This is a genomic window from Micromonospora sp. NPDC023737, assembly GCF_040639715.1.
In the GTDB taxonomy this organism is placed as follows: domain Bacteria; phylum Actinomycetota; class Actinomycetes; order Mycobacteriales; family Micromonosporaceae; genus Micromonospora.
On the sequence record NZ_JBFAAL010000004.1, the window covers coordinates 171,311 to 190,269 of the forward strand.

The window sequence follows — 18,959 nt, forward strand, 5'->3', positions numbered from 1 at the left end:
CCGTTCATCGGGGGCGGAACGTTGCGGAGCATGATCGCAATCGATGGTCGTCCCGGATCCGCCGGGGCATCCACACCGGACCCCCGTTCGGAGTCGGGTCCGGCCGGCCCCGGCGGCGGGCGCTACGACCCGTCGGGGGTGAGCAGGCCGCGCAGCAGGCTGCGCAGCGCGCGTTCGAAGAGGTCCGTCGCCGGTGGCGCGGCGGCCGGCTGGCGGAACGCGGCGAGCAGATGCGGGTACGGCGTGACGTCGAGGCCGACGAACGTGAGGGACTCGCCGGCGGTGCGTTTGCGCGCGAACAGGATCGCCACCCCGTTCATCATGCCGATCGCCTCGAACTTGGCGGCGAAGGGCGCATCCACCGGTGCCATCACCTTCAGGCAGGCGTCGAAGAAGCCCAGCGCCTCGGGGCCGATGGCCGAGGCCCGCTGGCTCAGCTCGAACAGCCACGGGTGGCGCTCGTGCACCGCCCGCTGTGCGCGAGCCATCCGGACCAGCGTGTCCAGCCAGTCGCCGTCGGGCTCCGGGTACGGGCGCAGCTCGGCGGCGACCCGGTCGGCCATCAGGTCCAGCAGGTCGTCGCGGGAGGACAGGTAGCGGTAGAGCGAGGCGGCTCCGGTCTTCAGCTGGGCGGCGACCGCCCGCATCGACACCGCCGCCAGCCCGTCGGCGTCCGCGATCGCGATCGCCGCCGTCACGAGTTCGTCGCGGCTGTGCGCGGGCGCCGGCCCCCGCGTTCCGCGTGCCGGTCGCCGAAATATCGATTCTCGCTGCGTGTGGCCGGACTTCGGGGTCGCATCGTTCACTGGTCTACTGTAAACTGCAAACACTGTTCGCAATTATGGGAGAGGTGGGCGCTCATGGCACCGGTCATCGCACCTGATGGCGAGAAGATCGTGCTGCACTCGACCGGCACCGGCCCGGACGTGGTCGTGGTACACGGCGGCGGAGTGACCATCGAGCCGTACCGGAGGCTCGCCGCCGCTCTCGCCGAGCACCACACGGTGCACCTCTACAATCGGCGCGGCCGGGCGGACGCACCGGCCCGCCGCGAGCCCTACTCGGTGGAGCAGGAGATCGAGGACCTGGCCGCCGTGCTCGCGCACACCGGGGCGCGTACGGTCGTCGGGCACAGCTCCGGCGGTTTCATCGCACTGCGCGCCGCGCTCACGCTGCCCATCGCCCGGCTCGCGCTCTACGACCCGGCCGTCTCCGTCGACGGCATCTTCAAGGCCGACTTCGTACCGCGGGCACGGGCGGCGCTGCGCGCCGGTAAGACCGCCCGGGCGCTCGCGATCGTCGGCGCCGCGGGCAACCCCCAGTCGCCTGCGTCACGACTGCCCCTCGGCGTGCAGACCGCACTCTGCCGGCTGCTCCTGCGCCACCCCGTCGGGCGGCAGATGGGTGAACTGCTCGACATGACGCTCTACGAGAGCGCCGAGATCGCGGCGCACGACGGCCCACCCGAGCAGTACGCGGGCATCACCGCCGAGGTGCTCTTCGCCTACGGGCAGGCGGGCCCTCCGCACTACCCGAGGCTCGCGGCGGCCCTGGCACCCGTCCTGCCGCGGATGCGGGTGTTGCCGGTCCCGGGCAGCGGTCACGACGGCATCAACCGGGCCCCGGCCCGGCTGGTCGAGCCGCTCGTCGCCTTCCTGGCGGCGGCCTGACCGAACTGGCCCGACCGGCCGCCCGATCAGGGTGTGCCGTCGAGCCAGGGCCCGAGCAGCGTCATCGTGAGCCGGTGCAGGTCCTCCCGGAACGTCGCGTCCCGGACCTGCCCGGCCGGTTCGGCGACCTGCTGCTCATCCAGGTAGACGCCACTGGGGACGTCGGGCCGCAGGGCGGCGGCCACGACGTTCGCGCCACCCTGGGACGCGGGCTCCCCTCGAACGGCGAACATCGCGTGCAACAGCGAGGTCGCCACCACCCCGGGGTGGACGCTGACGATCCCCGGCCGGATGTGGGCCGCCGCCCGCACCGCGTGGGCGACGAGCGCGAGTTTCGAGCGGGCGTACGCGGTGGTCGGCTCGTACCGACGCCGCAGCTGCGGGTCGTCCAGATCGAACGTCGCGGACAGGTGCGTCGCGGACGCCACGTGCACCACCCGGCCCGTCCCGGGCATCAGCGGCAGCAGGCGCTCGGTGAGCAGAACCGCCGCGAGATAGTTGGTCTGCAGCGTCGCCTCGTACCCGTCGTCGCTGCACCGGCGCTGTGGCGCGCCGGGCCGCCCCGCGTTGTTGATCAGAACGTCGACCTGGTCGGTGGTGCCCGCGACGTGGTCGGCCAGGGCCACGACGTCGCCGAGGCGGTCGAAGTCGGCCGGCACGTAGACGATCTCCGCCCGGCCCGCGGAACGCAGCCGGTCGAGCAGCGGACGCACGGCCGAGGCCGGTTCGGGGCCGTGCACGATCAGCCGCCGCGCCGACCCGGCGAGGAGCTGCGCCGCCGCCGCCCCGATCCCGCTGGTCGCCCCGGTGAGCACCACGGTCCGGGAATTCTGGTTGGTCATCACTGATCGCTTCCACTCGGGATCCGTCTGCTCGGGCCAATCATCGCCGGACCGTACGGCGGTCCGACGCGGTTCGCCGGACGTACAACGCGTCGCGTACGGTCTGGGCCGAACCTGCGGGGTGGGCGTTCGCGAGGGATGGTGCGGAGTGGGCAGGTGGGTCAGGAACGGGTTGCTCCTCGGTCTCGCGATGAGCCTCGCCCCGATCATCACGCCAGTCGCGGCGCTGGCCGCGCCGGTCCCGGCACATTCCGCCCGGTCGGTGTCGCCCGAACCCACGGCGAGCCCGGGCACGACCCGGTACTACGTGGTCGGGCCGCCCCGCGACGGCCAGCGCGAGTACCTGTACCAGATCGCGGTGCAGACCCTCGGTGACGGCAACCGGTACCGGGAGATCTTCGAGCTCAACCGTGACCGCCGGCAGCCGGACGGCGGCGCACTGACGGACCCGCTGACGGCGCTGCAACCCGGCTGGATCCTCGAACTGCCGTCCGACGCGAAGGGCGCGACGGTCCGCGTCGGCCCGCTGCCGTCCCCGTCGGACACGCAGCCGGACGGGCCGGCCGCCGAGGAGGACGGCACGAGCGTCACCCCGTACCTGGTCGGCGCCGCCGGGCTGATCGTGATGGCGGCGTTGCTCGCCGTCGTGCTGCGACTGGCGCGGGGCGGCCGCCGGCCACCACTCGCCGACCCGGAGGCCGACGCTACGACCGAGCCGGGGGCCGCCGAGCCGAAGAGCGCCGACCCGGCCGCACCCGCGGAGAGCTCCGAGCCTGCGAAGCGAGCCGAGCCGGCGGAGGACGCCCAGCTGGTCGAGGCCGCCGAGGCCGAGCCTCCCGGCACGGGCCCCCGCCCGGTTCCGCCTGCCGAGGTCGCCCCGAGCACCGATGCCACCGGTACCCGCGAGGTCGCGGCCACGACTGTCGTCGAGCGACCCGTGTCGCTGCTGGCGACGTCGGGGCGGGTGGTGGCACAGCTCGAGGCGCTGACCGATGCACCGGACCACCTCGACGTACGCCTGCTCGGCGTCGCGCCCGACGGCGTCGTGGAGATTCCCTGCGCCTGGATCGGCGACGGTCAACTGCCGGACGCCAGGATGCCCGTGGTCCTCGGCCGGCAGGACGAGCGACGACTCTTCGTCGACCTCGCCGCCGCACCCGACGTCTTCACCGTCACCGGCGTGCTCTCGGCGGCCCGCCGGCAGGCGCGCGCGGTCGCCGAGCAGCTCCGTACGGCGGGTGCGACGGTGTTCGTCGTCGGCGACGCGCTCGGCCCCGACGTTCCGTCCGAGTACCGGCGACTGGAGGTGTTCCCCGACGCCGACAGCGCGGCGTCGGGCGGGCCGGCCGTGGTGTTCAGTGGTGGCCTGCGCGGGGCGGAACTGACCGCGGCGCGCGCCCTGGCCGCCCGTACCGGCCACCAGGTGGTACCGGTGCTGGTCGGCGAGGTGGTGCGGTCCCGCTGGTCGGTACGGGTCACCGAGTCCACCCGCTGACGCGGACCGGCGCGGTGGTGCGACGCCGAGCCGGGCCGCTCCGGTGCCAGCAGCGCGCGACGGTTGATCACGTCGCTTGCTCGACCTCACGGATCGGAATTTGAACCGGTGGGCCCGGCGCAGCGTCGTCGGTGAGGGCGACCGCGCGGTTCCACCACGGGTAGGTCCCATGCAGATGGCGAGGCGAAGGAGGCCGGCGGTGACGGCGAAGGTGCGGGCCTGGCCCATCCTGCTCGGCAGCGTGGCCCTGGTGGCCGTCCTGCCGCAGGTGACCGGGCCGGATCAGACATCGGACGCGACCGTCCCGGCGTCGATGTCCGTCACGGTGTCGGCAGCGCCCACCCCGTCCGCGGGCAGCGCGGATGCGGACAGTGGCGCGTACGTGAAGTACTACACCGTGGCGTCGGGCCCGGACGGCGCGGAGAGCCTGGCGGCGATCGCCGGACGGTTGCTCGGCGCGGCCAACCGGGCCGAGGAGATCTACCGGCTCAACGTGGGCCGGAAGCAGGCCGACGGTCAGGCCCTGACGGACTCCCGTCAACTCCGCGCGGGCTGGGCGCTCATCCTGCCCTGGGACGCGGTCGGGGACGGCGTACGCATCGGCCCGTTGCCCACGCAACCGTCGTCCGGGCACCAGGCGCCGGCCGTACCGCCGGTGAACACGCCCCGGCCGCCGGAGCCCGGCAAGGGCACCCGCCCGCCGACGTCGTCCGGCTGCGCCAGCTCCGTACCGTCCCGCCCCGACTCCGGCTGGGCCCAGGAGCGGATGGCCCCCGACCAGGCCTGGGGCCGTACCCGCGGCGCGGGGGTGCTCGTCGCGGTCGTCGACTCCGGAGTGGACGGCAGCCTTCCGGAGCTCGGCGGGCGGGTCGCGGTCGGCGCGGACATCCCGTCCGGCACCGGCCGCGGCGACGTCGACTGTCTCGGCTCGGGCACCGCGATGGCGAGCATCATCGGCGCCCGCCCCGTCGAGGCGGCGGCACCGGCCGGAACCGGCCCGGCGCAACAGGCGACGATCGCCGGGATCGCGCCGGAGGCCACGATCCTGCCGTTGCGGGTGGTCGGCGACGTACCCCGGTCCAAGCCGGCCGACGCCGCGACCGCCATCGAGGTCGCGGTCTCGGCGGGCGCCCGCGTGGTCGCGCTCGGCGCCTTCGTCGACCTCGCCGACCCGGCGGTGGCGGAGGCGATCGGCCGGGCGTCCGAACACGACGTCGTGGTGGTGGCTCCCGCGCCGACCGGCACCGACGCCTCGCTGTCGCCCGCCCCGGACAGCGGGCCGGACGCGCTGCTGCGGGTCGGTGGCGTCGGCCCGGAGGGGCAACCGGCGGCGAACTACCGGCCCGCCGGGGCCGACGTGATCGCGCCGGGCATCGACGTGGCCAGCCTCGGGGCCGGCGGTACGGGGATACGTGCCAGCAGCGGCTCGCAGTACGCCGTCGCCTTCGTGGCCGGCACGGCGACCCTGGTCCGGTCCGCGTTCCCGAACCTGAGCGCCGCGCAGGTCGTACACCGGATCAAGACCACGGCCGACCGGGCCGGACGCTCCGACGCGGACCCGGCGACCGGCTGGGGCATGATCGACCCGAACTCGGCTGTCGTCACGACCCTCGCCGAGGAGACGCCACCCGCGTCCGACGACGGCGGCGGCTCCGGACCGGTGCGGATCCTCATCGTCGCCCTGCTGGCCGTGGCCGGGATCGCCGCGATCGCGGTGCTGGCCAGGCGTCCCTCCACCGCCGGTGACCCGGCCGAGGAGACCACCGACGACACCTCGGGAGACGGACACGGCGACGCGGACGCCACCGGCGACACCGGCGACAGGGACGACACCGGGGAGGGCGGCGTCCCCGTCCCCGCGACCGCCGCCGGAACGCCCGGAACCGGCGCGGCCGGCACACGCGAGTGACGCGGCCGGGTCGGGCCCGCGCGGTCGTCGCGGCGCTGCTGCTCACCGGAGTCGTCGGCGCGGTGCCGGTGGTACCGGCGCAGGCCCGCGCGTCCGCCGCGGAACCGCCCGCGTTGCCCCAGGTCACCGAGGGCTGCGTGGGCGAGTCACCGGCGGTGGTCGACAGCCCGCCGTGGGCGCTGCGCCGGATGCTCCCGTCGGCGGTGTGGCCGTTGACGCGGGGCGGGGGCGTCGTGGTGGCAGTGGTCGACACCGGGGTGAGTGCCACCGCCACGGCGCTGCGCGGCGCGGTGCGGCCCGGCACCGACGTGGTCGGCTCCGGCGCCGCCGACCGCGACTGCTACGGCCGGGGCACCGCGCTCGCGGGCATCGTGGCGGCCCGCCCCGTGACCGGGAGCGGCTTCGTCGGGATGGCGCCCGAGGCGACGATCCTGCCGATCCGCATCGTCGACGCGAAGGGCAGGGTCGCCCCGGGCGCGATCGCCGCCGGCATCCGGGCGGCGACCGCCGCGAAGGCCGACGTCATCCTGCTCGGTGTCGGCACCACCAGCCCCGACGCGGAGCTTCGCGCCGCGATACGCGAGGCGGTGGATCGGGACATCGTGCTCGTCGCCGCCGTCTCCGACGAGACGAAACCGACGGGCAGCACCCAGCAGGCGCGTCCGTGGTTTCCGGCCGCCGACCCCGACGTGGTCGCTGTCGGCGGGGTCGACGCCAAGGGCGTACCGACCGAGAAGTCCCCGCCGGAGGCCGGTGTCGACCTGCTGGCTCCCGCCGCCGACGCGGTCAGCGTCGCGCCGCGCGGCAACGGGCACTACTCCGTCGCCGGCCCGGCGGTGGCCGCCGCGTACACGGCCGGAGCAGCCGCGCTGATTCGCGCCCACTACCCGCAGCTGTCCCAGGCCGACGTCCGGCGCCGACTGGAGCTGAGCGCCGAGCACCCGCTCGGTACCTGGCCCGCGCCCGGCGTCGGGTACGGCACCCTCGACCTGTACAACGCGCTCACCGCGCTGGAGCTGGGCAGGACCTCGCTGCCGTCCCGGCCCCAGGTCCTGCGGCCGTTGCCGACGGCCGCTCCGGCCGAGCCGACGAAGCTGATCGCCGGTTCCGTGGCCGCCGGAATGGTCGGCCTGGCCGGGCTCGCGTACCTGTCGGCGATGACCGTCAAGTGGGGCCGGCGCCGCCGCTGGCGCGCCTGACCGGGTCACCGGCCACCTGGGCCGGGCCGGCCCGCCGTTGACGTCCGCTCAGCCGGCATCCTCCGCCGCTGGCGTGGCAGACCGGCGCGACGCGCCGCCAGATGACGTCAGCCGGTTCCGATCGCGCCGAGCCGCACCACCTCCCGGGCCACCACGTCGGTGGGTGCCGGCGCCGTCGAGCTGCCCCGGAAATGGGGCAGCTCGACAGCGTCCGAAGACCGCTACCCGAGCGCGGCCGCCCGGCGGCAGCGCGCCGGCCGGTCACCGGCCGTCAGCCGATGGGCTGCTCCGCCTCCAACGGGCTCCACGCCGTCTGGATCAGTCGCGCGCCTCGCCGCGTACAGAGCAGCGCCCGTCCGGGAGGCAGGTGACGCGGCTTGATGTTGCCGAGCAGCGGGCCCTCGGTGGGCGGGCAGGAGAGTGCCACGTCCGGGCTGTTGGTCTCCTGCATCCGGCGCAGCAGCGGATCCATCGACATCCGCAGAACGTTGGCCGCGCCCCGCGTCAGCACCAGGTGGAACCCGATGTCCGCGCCCTGCGCCAGGTACGGCAACAGCGGCATCAGTGGACTGTCGTGCCCGGCCAGCAGGTCGTAGTCGTCGACCAGGACGAACAGCTGCGGGCCGGTCCACCAGTCCCGGCGGCGCAGCTGCTCGGGGGTGACGTCCGCGCCGGGCATGCGCGGCCCCAAGCCGGCGACGGCGTCCGCCACGGTCTCCCGGGTGGAGTCGGTGGAGACGGAGTACCCCAAGCGGTACTCCTGCGGCACCGAGTCGAACAACTGCCGGCGGTAGTCGACGATCATGATGCGGGCCTCGGCCGGGGTGTACCGGGCCATCACCGCCCGGGCGAGGTGGCGCAGCATGTTCGTCTTGCCGCTCTCCGTGTCGCCCAGCACCGTGAGGTGCGGCACGTCGCCGAAGTCGTGCCAGACCGGCTGCATCCCGGCCTCGTCGAGGCCGAGCACGATGCGCACGTCGCCCTCGGGCGCGGGCAGCGTGTCGGCGGGGAGCAGCGCGGGCAGGGTACGCACCGGCGGGGCGGCCGGGCCGTCCCAGAAGTCACCGACCATCGCGGTCAGGCCGCGTACGCCCTCGGTCACGCTGGACGCGTCGGCGAACCCGTCGATGCGGGGCAGCGCAGCGAGGAAGTGCAGCTTCTCCGGCGTGAGACCCCGACCGGGCAGCTGCGGCACCGTGGCCGCCAGGCGCAGGTCGATGGTGGAGTCGACCGGGTCACCCAGACGCAGTTCGAGCCGGGTGCCGATCTGGTCGCGCATCGCGTGATGCACCTCCGACCAGCGCGACGCGGTCAGCACCAGGTGGACACCGAAGTTCAGCCCCTGCGCGGCGATCTGCCGCACCGCGCCCTCGAGCGTCTCGAAGTCCTGCCGGAGCGTGAACCAGCCGTCCACGACCAGGAACACGTCGCCGTGCGGGTCGTCGGTGACCTGCCCCTCCGCGCGCAGCTTCCGGTAGCTCGCCATACCGTCCACGCCGAGTTCACCGAAGCGGCGTTCCCGGTCCACGATCAGCCCGGTCACCTCGGCGACGGTGCGGCTGACCCGGTCGATGTCGAGACGCCCGGCGACGCTGCCGACGTGCGGCAGATCGGCCAGCGCGGCGAGCCCGCCGCCGCCGAAGTCGAGGCAGTAGAACTGCACCTCGCGCGGGCTGTGGGTCAGCGCCAGGCTGCTGATCAGCGCACGCAGCAACGTGCTCTTGCCGCTGCGCGGTCCACCTGCGATGCCGACGTGTCCGCCGTTGGCGGAGAGGTCGACGAGGAGCAGATCCCGCACCTGTTCGAACGGCTTGTCGACGAAGCCCACCGGCGCGACGAGCATCCCGTTGCCGGGCCACTCGACGGCGGTGAGCCCGCGCTCGGGGTCGGGTGCGAGGGTCGGCAGCAGTTGGTCCAGCGTCGGCGAGGCGTCCAGCGGCGGCAGCCACACCTGGTGCGCCGGCGGCCCCTGGTCGACCAACTGCTCCACCACGACGCTGAGCACGCTGCGTTCGGTGGTGGCCTCGTCGCCGTCCACCGTCTCCTCGACCGCCTGCTCGACCTGTGCCGGCTCCGGCGCACGGAACGGCACGTGGTCGAGCGAGTACGGCACCACCTGCTGCTGCACGATCTCCTGCCGCACCCGGGCGGTCGTGGCCCGGTACGGCCCCGAGACGTACCCGGCTTTGAACCGGATCAGCGTCGACACGTCGGTACGCAGGTACCCGTTGCCCGGGGCCGGCGGCAGCTCGTACGCGTCCGGCACCCCGATGACCGACCGTGACTCCATGGCGGAGAAGGTCCGCAATCCGATGCGGTACGACAGGTGCGACTCCAGCTGCGCGATCCGCCCGTCGTCGACGCGCTGGCTGGCCAGCAGCAGGTGCACGGCGAGCGACCGGCCGAGCCGGCCGATCATCACGAACAGATCGATGAAGTCGCGGTGCGTGGCGAGCAGCTCGCTGAACTCGTCGACCACCACGAACAGGGTGGGCAGCGGGTCCAGCGGGGCGCCCTGGGCCCGGGCCCGTTCGTAGTCCAGCACCGAGCTGAACCCGCCGGCCTGCCGCAGCAGCTCCTGCCGGCGGACCATCTCGCCGTGCAGCGCGTCGCGCATCCGGCCGACCAGCGCGGCCTCGTCGGCCAGGTTCGTGATCACCGCCGAGGTGTGCGGGAGCCGGTCGAGGCCGAGGAACGTGGCCCCGCCCTTGAAGTCGACGAGGACGAAGTTCAGCGTCTCCGAGGAGTGCGTGGTGGCCAGCGCGAGCACCAGCGTACGCAGCAGCTCGCTCTTGCCGGAGCCGGTGGCGCCGATGAGCATGCCGTGCGGCCCCATCCCGTTGAGCGCGGACTCCTTGAGGTCGAGCGCGACCGGTTGGCCGCTGGCGTCGATGCCGATGGGCACGCGCAGCCGCTCCCCTGCCGTGCGGGGCGCCCAGAGCCGGGTGAGGTCCAGCTGCCGCAGATCGGGGATCTGCAGCATCGTGCCGAGATCGAAGTCGGTCTTCAGGGTGTCCGCCGGGGTCTCGGTGACCACGCCCAGCCGGTACGGAGACAGCGTCCGGGCCACCACAGCGGCCCGTGCCGCGGTGAGCCGGTCGGGGGTGGCGAGCCGGGTACGCACCTCGCTGCCGACCCGGTCCTGCCGGACCATGCTCAGGTCGTCGCCGTCGACCTCCAGGCAGAGCGCGCCCTTCCCGACGGCCGGCGTCGGGTCGTCCAGGTCGATGAGGACCGCGTTGCGGTAGCCGGCGGTCGCCATCCGGCTGCCGTTGCCCAGCCGTCCGCCGTCGCGGACCACGACGACGTACGGCTCGTCCCGGCTCGGGGCCGCGCCCGACTCGTATCGGGGTCGGGCGGTGAAGCCCTCGCCGAGCCGCTGCTCCACCTCCTCCACGGTGCTACCGACCAGCCGCACGGCGCCGGCCGCGTCCTGATCGGTCGGGTGCTGCAGGTGCGGCAGCCACTTCGTCCACTCCCACTCGGCCACCGTGTCGTCGGCCACGCACAGCGCGAGCCTGACCTCCTCGGGAGCGTGAAAGCTCACGAGCTGCACCAGCAGCGCCCGGACGAACGCTCGGGTCTGCTCCTTGTCGCCCGCCGTGCGGATCTGCGCGAACCCGCGCAGGAACAACGCGATCGGCTGGTCCTCGATGGTGGTGTAGGCACGGATGAACCGGCGCAGCGACTTGGCCGCCAACGGCTCCAGGTCCTCGATCGGCTTGGTCTGCATCGGCGTGATCCGCACCGCCAGGCGCTGCTCGCCGGTGCCGACCCGGATCTCCAGGAAGTCCGGGTGGGTGGGACGCCGCTCCCAACGCCGCGACGTCATGGCCAACGACCACAGGGAGTGCGGATCGGGGTGCTGCCAGTCGCTCGCCTCGCGCTGGCGCAGCACGTGCTGGCGTACCCGCTTGCGGTTCTGCGCCAGGTAGCGCAGGTAGTCACGGCGGTCACCGCCCAGACGGGACTTGCGTTCCATGCCGCCGACGGCGATCTGGCCGACCACCAGACCACCGAGCGCGACGGCCATCAGCGCCAGGATGATCCAGGTGAACGCCCCGCCGCTGCGGCTGATGAACAGCAGCACCATGACGCCGGACATCAGGGCCATGGGCAGCATCAGGAACGCCTGCCGCAGCCCGTTGCGTTGCGGCTCGGGCAGGGCCGGCGGCTCCTGGAGACTGATCTCGCCGGACGGCATCTCCGGGCCGTTGCGGCGGGCGGGGCGGCGGAACAGCACCGTACTCAAGGGGCAGAGCCTTCCACGTCACGGGCGTCGCCCGCTTCCTGCGCTCACGTCGGGCCCGCGTGGACCGCCGGCCGACACCTGTATGACGGAGCCGGAGCCGAATCGGGTCAACTTCGTCGCCAACCAGTTCGCGGGGAAGTTTGAACCGGCGACGTCTCCCGACCGTCGTGAGGGCATGAGCGTCACCGCCCCCGCGGAGATGTGCCGCCTCGTCGTGTCCGGTCCAGGGCGGCAGATCGAGGTGGCCGTACCGGCCAACGTGCTGGTCGCGGACCTGCTTCCCGCGTTGCTGCACCACCTCGGTGACAACCTGGCCGACGCCGGTCTGGCGCACGGCGGCTGGGTGCTGCAACGGCTGGGCGGCCCACCCCTGGACGAGGAGAGCACCGTCGCTCTGCTCGGCCTGCAGGACGGCGAGACGGTCTACCTGCGTCCCCGTGCCGACCAGTTGCCGCCGGTGGACTTCGACGACCTGGCCGACGGGATCGCCACCGGCGTTCGCAACCGGTCCGGGCTGTGGCGTCCGGAGATGATCCGCTGGACCGCGCTCGGCGCCTTCGTGCTCGTGTCCGGCCTCGGCGCCGTGACGCTGGCCCTGCCCGGTCCGCCGCTGGCCCGGGCCTTGTGCGCCGCCGCCGTCGCGGTGCTCGCGCTGGCCGGCGCGTTCGGGCTCACCCGGGCCGGCGCCGACCGGCCGTTCGGTCTCGCGTCGGCGGTGACCGCGATCGGGTTCGCCGCGCTGGCCGGGATGATCGCCCCCGATCTGACCCGCGACAGCTCCCCGCTGGTCGTGGGCGGGCCGGAGGTGTTCGCCGGATCGGTGTCCGCGCTGGTGGTGGCCCCGCTGGCGGCGGTCCTGGTCGGCTGGGCGGGACCGCTCTTCACCGCCGTGGTCACCTGCGCGTTCTTCGCCGCCGTCGGCTCCGCGTTGTCGGCCTTCGTCGGCCTCGACGCGGGCCAGGCCGCGGCGGTGGTCGCGGTGGCCGCCACCGTGGCGACGGTACGCATCCCGCTGATCGCCTTCCGTCTCGCCCGCATCCACCTGGCGCCGCTGCCCACCGAGCCGGAGCACCTCCAGGAGGAGATCGATCCCGAGCCGAGCGAGCAGCTGCTGGAGCGCACGGCCGTGGCCGACGGATACATGACGGGGCTGTACGTCGGAGCGGCCGTCGCGGCCGGCGTCTGCCTGCTCCTCGTGGCCCTCGCGGGCGGCTGGGCCGCCTGGACCCTGCTCGGGCTGGTCGCCCTCGTGCGGCTGCTGGCGCTGCGCCCGATGACCAGCGCGTGGCACCGGCTCGCGCACGCCCTGCCGGCGCTGGCGGGGCTCGTCGCGCTGACCGTGATCAGCCTGGCGCAGGCACCGTCGCTGCTCCGGCTGCTCGCGCCGGTGACGCTGCTGCCGCTGGCCGGCGCGCTGCTCTTCCTGCTGGGACGGTTCCTGCCCAACCGTCGGCTGATGCCCTACTGGGCGCGGATCGGCGACGTGGTCCAGCTCACCGCGACCGTCGCCATGCTGCCGGCGCTGCTCGCCGTGCTCGGCGCGTACGCGGCCGCCCGGGCCTTGGCGGGCTGACCCGTGCAGTCCCGCCGTGACCAGGTGCAGGCCCAGACGTACGTGCTGGGCCGGCTGACCGGGGCGCTGGTCGCCGCCGAGCCGGACGGCCTGGAGAACCCGAACCGCCGCATGGTGGTCGGCACGATCGCCGGTGTGCTCGTGGCCGCGGTGGTCTTCGTCGGCTTCGTGATCTTCGGGTTCTTCTTTCCCGGCGGGGCCACCAAGTGGCGGCAGCCCGGCGTCCTGGTGGTGGAGAAGGAGACCGGCAGCCGGTACGTCTACGACGACGGCCTGCTGCATCCCGTCCTCAACTACACCTCGGCACGGCTGCTCTTCGGCGGCGAGCCCGCGGTCGTCACGGTCTCCCGGAAGTCGTTGCGGGACGTGGCCCACGGGCAGCCGCTGGGCATCGCCGGTGCCCCGGACGCGTTGCCGACCACCACCGCCGTCGACCGTCAGGTATGGACGGTCTGTGCGCTGGCCAGGCCGGACGCCGCCGGCACGACCTTCACGGCGACCACCGTTCGCATCGAGCAGCCGACCGGGGACGCGCGCCGGGACCGGCCACTCGACCGGGACCAGGCGATCCTGGTCACCGCGAACGACCACAGCTTCCTCGTCTGGCGGGGGCGGCGGCACCGGCTGACCGAACCCTGGTTGGCCCGGGTGCTCGGCTACGACCACAACGCGCTTCCGGTGGAGGCCGGCTGGCTGGAGTCCGTACCGGTCGGGGCCGACATCGCGCCGCCCGACCTGCCCGGACGGGGCAGCGCGGGGCCGACGGTGGACGGTCGGCGTGGCACCGTCGGTGAACTCTTCACGGCCCGCACCCCGGACGGCGCGGAGCGGCGCTACCTGCTCCAGCAGAACGGCTTGGCCGAGCTGAGCCCGATGGCGTACGCCATGGTGGCCGCCGACCCCGCGACCGCACGGGTGTACGACGGACGGCCGGTGCGGCCGCGCGAGTTGAGCCCTGCCGCCCTGGTCTCGTTGCCGGTCGCCCCGCAGCCGGACTGGATGGCGGCGCTGCCGGCAACCCCGCCCAGCCTGGCGAAGACGCCGGAGCACGGCACCTGGTGCGTACGTCACTCGATGGCGGACGGCTCGGTCGAGGTGACCGTGGACGTGCCCGCCCCCTCGGCCGCCACCCTCGACGACGGGGTCGGTGTCACCCGTACCTCCGCGAGTGCGGAGGCGGTCGCGGTGCAGCCGGGGGTCGGCGGCCTGGTGCTGGCGGGCCGGGCGGACCAGGCCGCCGGGTCGGGTTTCTACCTGGTGACCGACGCCGGGATCAAGTATCCGGTGGGTTCGAGCGAGGTGGCGACCCAGCTCGGCTTCCCTCCGGCGACGGCCCGCCCGGTGCCCCGACAGCTGCTGGAGATGCTGCCCACCGGCCCGCTGCTGGATTCCGCCACGGGCGGGGGGTGATCGGCGTCCCAGCAGGCCGGCGGGTGGCCGGCACGCGATAGCCGACGGTCGCCACGCGATCGGAGCGAGCAAGACGAAGGGTGGTGACGGCTCCAGTCGGAGTCGTCCCGGAGACAGCAGACTTGAGAGGAGCAGGGCCGTGGCAGGTTGGACTCAGCAGAAATCCGACGACGAGACCAGAAGCAGTGTCATCTACGCCTTCCAGCGGATGGTGGACGAGCTGGAGCAGGCGGAGCGGACGGTGATGAGCAGCTCGTCGGAGCTCGGTGCCCGCTGGCTGGGCGAGGCGTCCATGCGCTACCAGCAGGGGCTCCAGGAGATCTCGCAGGGGATCGTGGAGATCCGCTCCGGACTCGGCGACATCAGCGGCGCCATGCAACGGTTCGCCGCGATCACGGACTCCACCGAGGACGACAACGTCGCGGCGGCGGCCAGCATCTCGCTGCAGACGGAAACCTTCACCCCCAAGGCGAGCTGGACCAACTGATCCTCCGTACGACACCTCAGGCAGGAAGGAAGCGAACAATGGCCACTTACACCGTCGACCTCTCCGACGTCGACGCCGCAGCGAGCCAGTTGGAGAGCGTCGCCCAGCGGCTGAGCCAGGCGCTGGAGGAGCTGAAGTCCCAGGTGCAGGTCTTCGTGAGCAGCAACGCGGGCCAGACGATCACCAACTACGACGAGGTCCAGAAGAAGTGGGACGGCGGCATGACGAAGGTGAACAGCGGCACCGCGAAGGCCGTCGCCGAGCTGCGCAAGATCGGCGAGAACTACCACGCCGGTGACCGCCAGGGAGCGACGCTCTTCGTCGCCTGACCCGGGATCATCCCGGCACAGGCTGAGCCGGTCGGGCGGCCCGGGAGCACCTGAGCCGCCCGACCGGGACCTGTCCGCAGCGAGAGATCGAGGAAAGGAACTTAGGCGGTGCCGAAAGAAATCAAGATCGACGAGGCGTATCTGCGCGGCGTGGTCCAGAAGCTGAAGGGGATCAGGAACCAGGTCACCACGGTCCGGGCCGGTGCGAACCCCAACGACATGGCCCACCCGCACGGCGGCCACCTGAACAACCTCGTGGTCCGCACCGGCTCGGACAACTTCACCGCGGGCAAGGACCTGCGCGAGCGGGTCCGGACCGTGGGCGGCCAGGTCGACCAGCGACTCGCCGCGTACGACCAGAAGCTGTCGAGCTACGGCCAGAACCTCGAGCGGATCATCGCGTCGAGTGACGACATCGAGAACGCGAACACCTCGTACGCGTCGTCCACCGGCCTCGGCAACGGTCCGACCGGTTCGGGCAACACCGGCAACAACACCTGATCGATTCCGCGACGTCCCGAACCCGCTCACGCCGCCGGTACCGCACGGTGAACGAAGGTCCCGATGACTCAACCAAATCCGCTGTCCAACAACCTGCCGGCCTGGGAACAGGGCCTGCGGGAGGTGCTCGGTGCAGCCGACATGGACACGCGCCAGTTCACTCAGCCGACCTGGATCAGCCTGTCGGGCTCCGGCTTCTACGTGGACTCGAAGGCGAAGCCCTGGGACGACCCGATGGGCACACCGGCGAACAACGAGTTCACCCTCTACCGCCGGACGGCGCAGGAGTTCTACTTCGACGGCGACGGGTACATCGGCAAGTCCCACGCCGCGTACTACATCATCAAGGGGAAGGTGAACTGGTTCGAGAAGTCGGGCGACTACTCACCGGACGACCACTGGAACCAGTTCTACAAGAGTTCCGGCGACGCGCTGTTCCGTCCGCCGATGCCGCCACCGCTCGACGCGGCGACCCTGCACGAGTCCGCGGAGAGCTTCTACAACCTCGCGATGTGGCTCGACACGGCCGCCCAGCAGCTGAAGACCGAGGTCGACAATCTCGGTGACGGGTTCAAGGGCGCGGCGGCGGAGGGGCTTCGCGAGTCGCTCACGAACCTCCGCGACGAGATGCTGCTGCTCCGGGAGGACCTCAGGACCGCCGACGACTGGGTGGCGATGCTGCACAGCAACGGCGACGCGGTGCAGACCTTCCTGACGGAGATCGCCAAGGCGTGGCAGGCCTTCGACACGCACCCGGGACGGAGCCCGAGGGCGATGGTCGAGGCCGCCATGCGTGACATCGAGCGCGCGGTCGACGACCTGGGCAAGGAGACCGACGACTGGAACGGCCGCGCCTGGAACGAGCACAAGCTCGTGGTCTGGGAGGATCTGACAACCTGGCCCATCAGCATCGACATCGGCAACGGCGCGAAGACGTACGACTTCATCGACGCGGGCAAGGCATTGTCGGACCTGAACAACAACATGCACGCCTTCTACGCCGAGGCGGCGAAGGTGCTGAACGACGCGATGACGGAGCAGTACCGCAAGCTGCACGACAGCTTCGAGACGACCTACCGGAACCTGGTCGACCCCCGCACGTACACGCCGCCGCCGCCGTCGAAGGACGACCTGGACAGCGACGGCAACAAGGGCGGGATCGACCTGGACGACATCCTCAACAAGGGCGGCGGAGGCGGCCTCGACCTCGACGACATCCTCAACAAGGGCGGTGGCGGAGGAGGCGGCGGAACCAACCTGGACGACATCCTCAACAAGGGTGGCGGAGGAGGCGGCGGCACCGACCTGGACGACATCCTCTCGAGGACCGGTGGCGGTGGCGGCGGTGGCGGCTTCGACGCGAGCAGCTTGCTGGGCGGCGGTGGCGGCGGTAGCGACGGGCTCAGCCTGGACGACGTGCTCAACGGCGGGGGCGGCGGCACCGGCGGCCTCAACACGGACGGCCTGTTCGGCAACGGCGGTGGTTCGGGACTGGACGGCCTGACCGGGTCGGGATCCGGTGCGGGTGGCGGCGCCGGTATCGGCGGCAACCTCGGTCTCGGTGGTCTGCCCGGCCTCGGCGGCGGCCTGAACGGTCCGCGGGGCAACGACGACAAACCGCCGTCGCAGAACGGGCCCACCACCGGTGGCGACTTCGAGGAGGGACCGTCGTCCATCGGCGATCTCCCGGATCTCGGCGGCCCCGGCGCGGGCGGCAGTTTCCCCGGCCTCGGTGGCTCCGGTGGCTCGGGCTCCGGCTCGGGCATCACCGTGCCCGGCCTCGGCGGCTCCGACGGGCCGGGCGCCGGCGGAAACTTCCCCGGGCTCGGCGGTTCCGGCGGCGACTTCCCCGGGCTCGGGGGTGCCGGTAGCGGCGGCAACCTGCCGGGTCTGGGCGGCCCGGGCGGCGGCGGGGTCGGCGGCAACGACTTCTTCGGCGGAGCACCGGGCTCGCACTCCGACTTCGACGACTTCGGTACGGCCGGCCTCGGCAGCGGCGGCACAGGCTCGGGTTGGGGCTCCAGCAGTCCCTCGCCCAACGGGATGATGCTCGGCGCGCTGGGCCCGGCGCCGGCCGGCGGCGGTGGAACCGGCTTCAACCTGGTCCCCGGCGTCAGCGGTCAGCCGGGCCCGAACGGTGCTGCCGGCACGTTCGGGCCCGCCGGGGGCTACCCACCCATGATGCCGCCGATGGGCGGTATGGGGGCGGGCAACCAGCAGGAGAAGGAGCGTGAACGCACCACCTGGCTGGCCGAGGAGGAGGAGGTCTGGGGCACCGACCCGGATGTGGCGCCCGCGGTCATCGGCCGGGACGACGTCACCGAGCCGTCGAGCGGGCAGCGCACCCCCTGGTCGCCGGCCGCACCGCAGACGCCCGGATCCCCGTACGGCCCCGGTCGGGGCAGCGGCCAGCAGGTCCGCCGCGGCAACTGAGAGGAAGAACCAGATGACAAGTCCGCTGTACGACCGGATCGAGCAGGCGTACGCCGAGTTCGAGGAGAAGAAGGCCGCGATCAGCGGTGTCGAGCAGCAGATGTCGGGGGCGCAGACGACGGTGACGGCCAAGAACCGCGCCGTCAGCGTCACTGTGGACGGTCGTGGTGATCTCGTCGAGGTGAAGTTCCCGACGAACGCGTACCGCACGATGGCACCGGCGGAGCTCGGCGGCCTTCTGGTGGAGACGGTCAAGTCGGCGCGGGAGGAGGCGCGGCATAAGGCGATGAAGCTGTTCGAGTCGATCCTGCCGCCCGGATTGCCGCTGGCCGGTCTGCTGCGCGGCGAGAAAACCGCTGATCAGATGTTCGACGAGGCGATGCAGTCGATCAACGAATCGTTCGGCGGCGCCAAAGCGCCGGCGAGCGGGGACCCGGGGGTGAACCGTGGCTAGTGTCGGAGCCAACACCGATCTGTTGCGTAGCGGCAAGCTCGAACCGGCGCATCGCGAGATGCTCGCGGTGAACAAGAACTTCGCCTCCGTGGTCGAGCTGAACAACCCTCCCGGCGGGGTGCGGGCCGAGGTCGACAAGCAGATCCACGACGGGCTCAAGACCCAGGTCGAGCTGGTCACGTCGATCATCGACGGCCTCGTCCGCCTCTCCAGGGGAGATGGCACGAAGGTGGACTCCCTGCGTTCGCTACTGTCCCGCGTGGAGGAGACCAACGTCGACCTGGCGACGCCGTCCGGCGACAGCATCGTTCGGCACTGAGTCACGGGCCGTCGCCGGCCCGCAACGAGTTTCCCGGGGGGTCACACCGCACAGCGGCGGTGTGACCCCCTCAGCGACGAGGAGGT

15 protein-coding genes are annotated in these 18,959 nt (G+C 72.7%); 12 read left to right on the forward strand and 3 right to left on the reverse strand.

Annotated elements, in window-relative coordinates; translation table 11 throughout:
• Positions 1–122: 122 nt before the first annotated feature.
• A complete protein-coding gene (locus AB0F98_RS12125; protein WP_357732901.1) occupies positions 123–806 on the reverse strand; it encodes a TetR/AcrR family transcriptional regulator in 684 nt (227 codons plus the stop codon).
• A 54-nt stretch (positions 807–860) separates the two neighbouring features.
• On the opposite strand from AB0F98_RS12125, the gene AB0F98_RS12130 reads away from it, so the two are divergent.
• Positions 861–1,670 (forward strand): alpha/beta hydrolase, encoded by an 810-nt coding sequence (locus AB0F98_RS12130; RefSeq protein ID WP_357732904.1) that lies wholly within the window; start codon positions 861–863, stop codon positions 1,668–1,670.
• A 26-nt stretch (positions 1,671–1,696) separates the two neighbouring features.
• Here the strand turns inward: AB0F98_RS12130 and AB0F98_RS12135 are convergent, their stop codons facing one another.
• Positions 1,697–2,512 carry an SDR family NAD(P)-dependent oxidoreductase gene (locus tag AB0F98_RS12135; protein ID WP_357732907.1) on the reverse strand — a complete coding sequence of 272 codons (816 nt, stop codon included), beginning with the start codon at positions 2,510–2,512 and terminating at the stop codon, positions 1,697–1,699.
• Positions 2,513–2,660: 148 nt separating this feature from the next.
• Here AB0F98_RS12135 and AB0F98_RS12140 point away from each other — a divergent pair, with 148 nt between their 5' ends.
• The 3 genes from AB0F98_RS12140 to AB0F98_RS12150 all read left to right on the forward strand — a co-directional run bounded on the left by AB0F98_RS12140 (position 2,661) and on the right by AB0F98_RS12150 (position 7,115).
• Complete coding sequence (locus AB0F98_RS12140) at positions 2,661–4,007, forward strand: hypothetical protein (protein WP_357732910.1); 1,347 nt, start codon at positions 2,661–2,663, stop codon at positions 4,005–4,007.
• Between the two features lie 199 nt (positions 4,008–4,206).
• Positions 4,207–5,916, forward strand: coding sequence for a S8 family serine peptidase (locus AB0F98_RS12145; RefSeq protein ID WP_357732913.1), 1,710 nt, complete (start codon positions 4,207–4,209; stop codon positions 5,914–5,916).
• Positions 5,913–7,115, forward strand: coding sequence for a S8 family serine peptidase (locus AB0F98_RS12150; RefSeq protein ID WP_357732916.1), 1,203 nt, complete (start codon positions 5,913–5,915; stop codon positions 7,113–7,115). The genes AB0F98_RS12145 and AB0F98_RS12150 overlap by 4 nt, the downstream gene beginning before the upstream one ends.
• Before the next feature lie 271 nt (positions 7,116–7,386).
• On the opposite strand, the gene eccCa is transcribed toward AB0F98_RS12150, so the two are convergent.
• Positions 7,387–11,319: a type VII secretion protein EccCa gene (eccCa, locus tag AB0F98_RS12155; RefSeq protein WP_357733555.1), complete on the reverse strand. Its 3,933-nt coding sequence runs from the start codon at positions 11,317–11,319 to the stop codon at positions 7,387–7,389.
• A gap of 223 nt (positions 11,320–11,542) precedes the next feature.
• On the opposite strand from eccCa, the gene eccD reads away from it, so the two are divergent.
• The 8 genes from eccD (at position 11,543) to AB0F98_RS12195 (ending at position 18,873) form a co-directional block, all read left to right on the forward strand.
• Positions 11,543–12,940: a type VII secretion integral membrane protein EccD gene (eccD, locus tag AB0F98_RS12160; RefSeq protein ID WP_357732919.1), complete on the forward strand. Its 1,398-nt coding sequence runs from the start codon at positions 11,543–11,545 to the stop codon at positions 12,938–12,940.
• Positions 12,941–12,943: 3 nt separating this feature from the next.
• Positions 12,944–14,350 carry a type VII secretion protein EccB gene (gene eccB / locus AB0F98_RS12165; protein WP_357732922.1) on the forward strand — a complete coding sequence of 469 codons (1,407 nt, stop codon included), beginning with the start codon at positions 12,944–12,946 and terminating at the stop codon, positions 14,348–14,350.
• A 139-nt stretch (positions 14,351–14,489) separates the two neighbouring features.
• Positions 14,490–14,837, forward strand: coding sequence for a WXG100 family type VII secretion target (locus AB0F98_RS12170; RefSeq protein WP_357732925.1), 348 nt, complete (start codon positions 14,490–14,492; stop codon positions 14,835–14,837).
• Between the two features lie 38 nt (positions 14,838–14,875).
• Positions 14,876–15,166: a WXG100 family type VII secretion target gene (locus tag AB0F98_RS12175; RefSeq protein ID WP_350788317.1), complete on the forward strand. Its 291-nt coding sequence runs from the start codon at positions 14,876–14,878 to the stop codon at positions 15,164–15,166.
• A 108-nt stretch (positions 15,167–15,274) separates the two neighbouring features.
• A complete protein-coding gene (locus AB0F98_RS12180; protein ID WP_357732930.1) occupies positions 15,275–15,667 on the forward strand; it encodes a hypothetical protein in 393 nt (130 codons plus the stop codon).
• A gap of 63 nt (positions 15,668–15,730) precedes the next feature.
• Positions 15,731–18,100 carry a hypothetical protein gene (locus AB0F98_RS12185; protein WP_357732933.1) on the forward strand — a complete coding sequence of 790 codons (2,370 nt, stop codon included), beginning with the start codon at positions 15,731–15,733 and terminating at the stop codon, positions 18,098–18,100.
• A 13-nt stretch (positions 18,101–18,113) separates the two neighbouring features.
• Positions 18,114–18,554 carry a YbaB/EbfC family nucleoid-associated protein gene (locus AB0F98_RS12190; protein WP_357732936.1) on the forward strand — a complete coding sequence of 147 codons (441 nt, stop codon included), beginning with the start codon at positions 18,114–18,116 and terminating at the stop codon, positions 18,552–18,554.
• Complete coding sequence (locus AB0F98_RS12195) at positions 18,547–18,873, forward strand: hypothetical protein (protein WP_357732939.1); 327 nt, start codon at positions 18,547–18,549, stop codon at positions 18,871–18,873. The genes AB0F98_RS12190 and AB0F98_RS12195 overlap by 8 nt, the downstream gene beginning before the upstream one ends.
• Positions 18,874–18,959 lie beyond the last annotated feature (86 nt).

Coding starts and splice junctions, on each gene's coding strand:
- AB0F98_RS12130 (WP_357732904.1), top strand. CDS start 861: ATGGCACCGGTCATCGCACCTGATGGCGAGAAGATCGTGCTGCACTCG.
- AB0F98_RS12135 (WP_357732907.1), bottom strand. CDS start 2,512: ATGACCAACCAGAATTCCCGGACCGTGGTGCTCACCGGGGCGACCAGC.
- eccCa (WP_357733555.1), bottom strand. CDS start 11,319: ATGCCGTCCGGCGAGATCAGTCTCCAGGAGCCGCCGGCCCTGCCCGAG.
- eccD (WP_357732919.1), top strand. CDS start 11,543: ATGAGCGTCACCGCCCCCGCGGAGATGTGCCGCCTCGTCGTGTCCGGT.
- AB0F98_RS12175 (WP_350788317.1), top strand. CDS start 14,876: ATGGCCACTTACACCGTCGACCTCTCCGACGTCGACGCCGCAGCGAGC.
- AB0F98_RS12185 (WP_357732933.1), top strand. CDS start 15,731: ATGACTCAACCAAATCCGCTGTCCAACAACCTGCCGGCCTGGGAACAG.
- AB0F98_RS12190 (WP_357732936.1), top strand. CDS start 18,114: ATGACAAGTCCGCTGTACGACCGGATCGAGCAGGCGTACGCCGAGTTC.